The sequence below is a fragment of the Pedobacter hartonius genome (genome assembly GCF_900107535.1).
Lineage (GTDB): Bacteria > Bacteroidota > Bacteroidia > Sphingobacteriales > Sphingobacteriaceae > Pedobacter > Pedobacter hartonius.
The window spans coordinates 1-6,614 of sequence record NZ_FNRA01000028.1 but is presented as its reverse complement, the minus strand read 5'-3'; the positions used below and the strand labels follow the sequence as shown (position 1 = coordinate 6,614).

General features: G+C 36.4%; 4 protein-coding genes and 1 pseudogene. All 5 read right to left on the bottom strand.

Going from position 1 to position 6,614, the window contains the following annotated elements; genetic code table 11:
• Nucleotides 1–217, bottom strand: a pseudogene (locus tag BLW16_RS22665) (transposase); the annotation flags it as partial.
• A gap of 679 nt (nucleotides 218–896) precedes the next feature.
• Nucleotides 897–1,943, bottom strand: a complete 1,047-nt coding sequence (locus BLW16_RS22660; RefSeq protein ID WP_090560170.1) for a toll/interleukin-1 receptor domain-containing protein — start codon at nucleotides 1,941–1,943, stop codon at nucleotides 897–899.
• 103 nt (nucleotides 1,944–2,046) lie between these two features.
• Complete coding sequence (locus BLW16_RS23580; RefSeq protein ID WP_217631630.1) at nucleotides 2,047–3,303, bottom strand: hypothetical protein; 1,257 nt, start codon at nucleotides 3,301–3,303, stop codon at nucleotides 2,047–2,049.
• Nucleotides 3,304–3,305: 2 nt separating this feature from the next.
• On the bottom strand, nucleotides 3,306–4,316 hold the full coding sequence (locus BLW16_RS23575) for an nSTAND3 domain-containing NTPase (protein ID WP_217631629.1): 1,011 nt from the start codon (nucleotides 4,314–4,316) through the stop codon (nucleotides 3,306–3,308).
• Nucleotides 4,317–4,343: 27 nt separating this feature from the next.
• Nucleotides 4,344–6,401 (bottom strand): hypothetical protein, encoded by a 2,058-nt coding sequence (locus tag BLW16_RS22650; protein ID WP_090560169.1) that lies wholly within the window; start codon nucleotides 6,399–6,401, stop codon nucleotides 4,344–4,346.
• Nucleotides 6,402–6,614: the final 213 nt, after the last annotated feature.

The following is a 6,614-nucleotide window of genomic DNA, read 5'->3' as shown; positions in this document are numbered from 1 at the left end:
TGTTCGCCTTGTAAACCGGCTTCAGATCTTCAACAACGGCCTTTTTATCTTTCTCAGGTACATACCGCAGACTGGTGCGAATCTGATGCACAATACAAAGCTGGATTTGGGTTTGGGGAAAGACTGCGGCTATCGCCTCAGGAAACCCCTTTAATCCATCAATGCAGGCCACAAGGATATCTTCAACACCACGCTGCTTTAAATCTGTAAGCACTGACCAGCAAAATCTGAGGAATTGAACAGGTCAATGTCTATAGATTCTCTGCGTCAAATTCTTAAGGATAAGGAAGTTCCATCAACAAGGTAAATTGAATTGAGCTGCTGATCTTTGATCAGCTGATGAATTAAATCCAGTGTCCCTGGTTTAACTGCTTCTTTGTATAACATTTGAGCTTTTCTTTAGTCAACTGGAAATACTCGCAAACGGCTTCCATTGTCATGTCAGAAAGACAGTTAAGCCTTGCAGTCTATATACGTCAAGTCGTTCAATGGTTGAACTTTCTGTAAATCAATAATTTATATCGTTTTTGGTGAGTTCAAAATCCCTCAATTTTACTCACCGAATCACTCACTTTTCACTGTGAATTTTGGGTATTCCCGTAAACGAAAAAAGCTTGCAATCATTTGACTTGCAAGCTTTTACGTAGTTTTGATATATTCTCTGTGATCCCGCTGGGATTTGCACCTAGTGTAAAAACCAACGTTTGCAATATGTTAGAGTGGCTTTGAAATTCGAACTCCCCGAATAACGCACCTTTTATTTAATAAAGAATAGCTGCAAATGCTATACATAAATATAGCATTTTATACTAAAAAATGCAAATCAAAGTATCTTCTATATCTAATTCTGAGATAACCCACAACATTTTAATTACTCTTAGTATGTTTATGAATGCTTATTTCTCTGATCTCTTGTCTGTATAAAAGCGTTCCAAATAACGATGGAACATATGCCTTGTTTCCTTGAAAAGGAAATAGTTATCTTTCGATTCTCCATGGAACTCTCTCATTATTGGATGAGAAAGCATTTCAGTTGCACGTTCAAAAGTGCGAATGATTTTTTCACGCTCAGCATTACTTTTAACCGCTTTTAAACCTCGGTAGGTATCAACACCTATTTCATAAAACCAGGGAAAATCGTCCTTATACAAACTGACTAACATCAAAAATCCGATAGACGGCTCTTCATCTTCAAATCCAAAATGAAGCATTTCTTCCAGCATCATAGGATGTGATTTTCTTCTCTTTCTACGCATATCGGGATCAATTCTATTTTCAATTCTCGAAGGGAGGCTATCAAACATAATCTTAACCTCTTCAAATAATTTGGCTACAGAATTTTCATCTACACTTTCGGCTTTTTCAATTTCGCCACCATCTTCTGTCTTTTTTTCTGTGATCTCCTTAACCTTTTCGACAAATTTATCTACTAGTAGCCTTACTAGGCTTTTGTCAGGATCTAATCCTGGAACCTTCATTACCAGTTCAAGTACGAGCTTGGTAATGGATTCCGAATCACCACTGTTGTTCTGAAAAAGAGCAAATGGCCCAGTTATGGCAGAACTAAAAGGAATACCTAGTGCGATTCCAATCACCTTTTTATCAAGTTTACCTTTTGCCACACCAGCTTCATATAGAATCCAAGGCCTGTCCACGCTGTGTTGGGTCAACAAGCAAACAACATCAGATGCCTCATCAATCTTATCCATAATGGCGGGATACCATTCCATCCCATATTCAATTCCTTGGGTTCCTTTTTTGTCTGACGATCTGAATGACTTTAATGCCCCAGCACTCGCACTTTTTAAAAGATTGCTGAATTCTTCCGCCAGTTCTGCATCTCTAGTATCATGACTGATAAAGACTAGTGGATTAATATTTGAACTGATGGTTTCATTTTCAGATTGTGTTATAGGATTCGTTGCCTTTTTTCTAGGAGACATATTGAGAATGGTTTAGATACAATTTATATTATTTATATTTAGGTAGCAATTATGACAGATAGCAATACCATTATCGTGTGTAATTTCAGAGATAACAAAGCTTTCAAAATATATCAATATCGTCAAAAATACTCCTTTGCTCATTCGGATTAAGCTTAATGGCTTCGTCAGCAAGTCTCTCGCGTGCTTTTTTCTCTGGCTTATCAAATGTATTCTGACTAATCCATTCGTCGACATTTTCAATTTCACCTTGTATCTTGTCAATTATTTCTTCTTCATCTTCGAACTGAGATTCCAAAATTTTGAAAATCCCTTTGAGGTGATCCATATAATCCTCCGGTTCCTCCGATTTATCAAAATTATTTTGATACTTTTCAGTCAGATCATTGAGATTTGGAATCAACTCTTTTTCAACTTTATTTTTTAAATCTTGATATTCCTTATCGGTAAAAATCTCCCTAATCTTAGTTGATTTTAACGCATATAAATCTTGTCCTTCAACGGCATATTGAGAGACTTTAGCAACAAATGCTTTCCTGTTCTCTTCAGGTAACAACTTGAAATGATGAAGACGATAGGCAAGACCAACCTCTGCAACTGAATCTAAATAAAGGCCTGGGTTAGTGACCTGTACGAGTGTGTCAGGACTTTCCGCTATGTATCGCGTTAAAAATTTCCCAGAACATCTGGAGGTGAGAAACTCCTGAAGTTTTCTTTTTGCTCCCCATATCGATAGATGTTCAGACTTATAGGCTTTCGTGGTCTTAAAGTTTTTAAGTCTGCTTAAAATAAGTTCAAAGAACGATGTAGGCACTACAATAGCTTTTTCAATTCCCACATCGCCGCAGGAAACTTGTTCCATCAATTTTTCAATAACGCTTCCTTGTAAATATATTTCAATCAATTCGGGACTTTTTGCGACAAATATGGCAAACGCATCACCCACAGTGGGGTGTTTAAATTTCCATATTGGATCATCATTGGTAAACACAAATTGGACAAGATTACCTTTCATTGAATTCAATGCTTCTGTACAGCCCCCAAGGGAACTTCCGATACGATCGACTGCGGACACCTCATGCTGTTTTAAATTAATAGGACTGGAAAGACTATCGTTATTCATATAGATCAACGCCAATGCGGCCACACTGTCCCTATCCAATCCGCTTAAAACATCTACCAAGAAGCTTTCCTGTTTTTTGACAAATTCGGCTAAGTGCCATTCGGAAATATACAGGTTCTTGGTGAAAAATGGGGCAGCGATCCGTCTGGCAGTCTCTGGAATAAAGCTTGGAAGAGATGCTATGAATTCCAAAAAAGGCTTAATTTCTCTTTTAAAATCAAGTGGTTGGGTACCCATTTTCAGATGATTATAAAGCATTTGTCTTTTTCCGTGATGGTAAGGTCGTGGACATCTATTACCACTTGGCTTTCGTTCAAAATCGGAAACGCACCTTCCTTAAGATCGTTTCGGGCTCGATTATAAATATAGTCTCTTGAAGTCATAACTATTTTCGCCCCTGACTTTAACATTGCCTTGATATGGGTAATGTTATGGTTCCACTTATGAACAAGGTTTGATTCGTATTGTGTAACACCGAAACAATCATCTACCCAGAAAAACTGCGACGGATCATCTGGATTCCAATGCTTGACAACCTGCTCAGCCGTACTCAGTTTTAATGTAGATGCTTTCCATTGATCCAGTGCGCCCATAGCCAATAACGATGCAATGGTTGTCTTGCCCGCAGCCGGTTCTCCAACAAGTAGAACAAAACCATGAATATCCAAGGCTTCAGCTGCCTTTTGATAAGCAGTAGTGATAACAACTTTGGCAAGTTCGTCCTTGAGAGACTCCAATAAAGTTCGCCCCTGCAAGTAGACCCTTTCATCTAATATCTGACTAAGGTCACCTAATCCGTATATCCTAGGAACCAATCTCCTTAGTCTATTATTTTCCTGAATAGTCTGAAATAACCAGTTAGACCCTAAGATAACAACATGTTTAACACCCAGATTTCGAAGTGCCGTTTCAAGTTTCGCTGACATCTTACCAGAAATTCCCGCATTCGTAATTAATATGTAAATATCACATAATCCATTTTTAACCAATGCTTCTGCTTTGGGAAGTTCCTCTTTTAAGTCAGCAAATTTGATATTATAGTTTTGTTGGCTTGTAAACTTACATTGAAATACAAACTTCCCACTTAGTGATGTTTTTTCATTGACTGCCCAATCTCCAGAAAAACTACCATCTCGACCACCATCGTTGCTGCTTAAAAATGACATAGCATTTTGGCCAAAAACTTCTTTGGCGATAGTCAATACTAACTGCTGAAAACTGAACCAACCTAACTGATGTAAATCGTACATGGAAATAAGAAAGTGTGAAATGCGTACTTAAAATAAGTCTTTAATTTTTTTATAAATATTTTTAAGATGATGGGTTGAAATATCCAATATAGGCTCATACATAAATGAATTTAAGTGGATATTTTCCGGCGTAATAAGATTTACCTCATCAAATACTGCAATAAACTGTTTCATAGCTTCAACATCCTTAAATTCGTCTTTAAATACCTGGGTGAGCTTACCGGTCTGGTTACCCTTGAATTTTGGATTTTCCTTGATCTTGGATAATATCAAAGTCTCCGCCTTCAATCTAATTGCCATCGACAATACTACTTTGTCTTCTAAATTTATACTGTCATCCTTAATTTTTTCAGCTTCAATAACATCGGCAACACTATAGATATAATCTAAAACCTTATCATTTTGATCATAATTATCCAAATTAATGCCTTTTAAATTGTCTAAATAGGCTTCCTTTATTTTACCAACATTTATAGTTTCAGAATCGTCTTTTATATGCAAGAGAGATGTAAGCAACATATAATTCTCAGAGCTCCCTTCTTTAAAATCAATGAGGTTTCTGACAAAGGGAATGCAGGCCACAAAGATTTTTTTTTCTTTATCCATGTCTTGACGCCACTGTTCAAAAGGATTTGTAATTTCCTTTTTTCCAGCCTTGATCAGAACGATTTCATCTTTATTCCTTTGTGCTATGAAAGAATTATCCCACTTGTTGGAAGTTAATATCCTTTCTTGAATTGTTCTGAAAAAGTCAAAATTATGGGTTAAGATGATCTGGTAGAACATTGGTTCTTCCGAAATGTCCTTCAGATACTGAATTATAGCATACTTATTCTTGTAATCAAACGAGTCTGCAATGTCATCAACAATAAATAAAGTCTTTTGCTTGTTATTCCTTCTTGATTCAACTTCAAATATTAAATTTAAAATATATAAGGCCCGTTTTTCGCCTTGGCTAAGTATATTAAGACCATGAAGCTCAGATCTTTTGAATGAGACCTTCTTTCCTGTTTTTTCATCAGTAAAAAGAAAGACCACATTGGGTACTTCTCGACCGACTAAACAGCTTTGTTTATTTTCTATGTCTAAAACGTAGGGCATATTTAAGAACCGATTGTTGAAAATATCAATTGCCGATTTCCATCTTGAAGATTCAAAATTCGCCTTACCTTCTATTTCGATCAATTCTTTTTCTTTCTCAGTATAGTCATTTACAAAAGGGCTAAACTCAGCATCGTTTTTACAATAAGATTTCCACAATCTTTGGCGGAATTCTTCTAGGTTTTTTATTTCTAACAACAAAATGTTAGGATCATCCAAACCTTCTACAATTTCCTGGAACTTGACGCATTTTGCTTTTTTAAGCATCAGGTCACGGACTTTTTTTAGCTCCTGGTTTTCAAGAATACTTTTTTGAGTTTCCTTAAGCTTTTGATCTAAGTCCTGTTGAGTCCAAGCTTTATCCTCTCCATGAAGATTGATGGTGTTATTTGCGGCAAAAAAACCTTCTTTGCTAAGAGTGCCAGACACTTTTTCAGCCTTCGCGGGGTTAAACACTCCTTTTTTAAAGTAAGGATACGCCGAAATTACCTTATTATATTCCTCGACATACTTGTCAATATTTTCGGTCAGGGTGTTATTTTTTAATATCTCGATGACATCTCCATCAAATATGTCATTGTATTTGATAACAGAAAGATCATCTTCAAATACTTTAGCATCAATATTCTGTAAACACGTTAAGAAATCCTTTTCATTGAAGTCTTTTAGTAGCTGGCTTTCTAGATCTTTCTTGGGTATTCCAGAACACTTATTCAGATTGGTTATTAATGCGTCCTTTCGCTTCAATATATCTTTTGAGATTTCATCATATTTTTCTTTGCTAACAGCGTCAACCAGTAATGCAGATGTATGTTCAGATTCTTTACTTGTATCAATGGATGAGTGAATGACAAAGATTTCATTAGGAGCTAGCACAACTCCATCTGCCGCTACCTCACAAACCATATCCCGCTCGTAGATTTCATCTTTAGGAAATTGCCCATTAGATAGTTGCGAAAAAGTTCTCGCTAATGATGTCTTCATAACACCATTTGGTGCATATACAACAAAGCAATTTGAAAATATTTCGTTTTCTTTTCTGTTGAAAACAAACTTAAATTCAGTTTCTAATTTTTCAATGCCATAGCAATTCTGTAACTTATGTCTAATACGGTAGTCATTGGGCCAAGCATAACGGTGATACTGGGCCAGTCAAAACGGAAATCGTTGGGCCAAAAGATTGGCCGCCATTACGGA

Coding starts and splice junctions, on each gene's coding strand:
- BLW16_RS22660 (WP_090560170.1), bottom strand. CDS start 1,943: ATGTCTCCTAGAAAAAAGGCAACGAATCCTATAACACAATCTGAAAAT.
- BLW16_RS23580 (WP_217631630.1), bottom strand. CDS start 3,303: ATGGGTACCCAACCACTTGATTTTAAAAGAGAAATTAAGCCTTTTTTG.
- BLW16_RS23575 (WP_217631629.1), bottom strand. CDS start 4,316: ATGTACGATTTACATCAGTTAGGTTGGTTCAGTTTTCAGCAGTTAGTA.
- BLW16_RS22650 (WP_090560169.1), bottom strand. CDS start 6,401: ATGAAGACATCATTAGCGAGAACTTTTTCGCAACTATCTAATGGGCAA.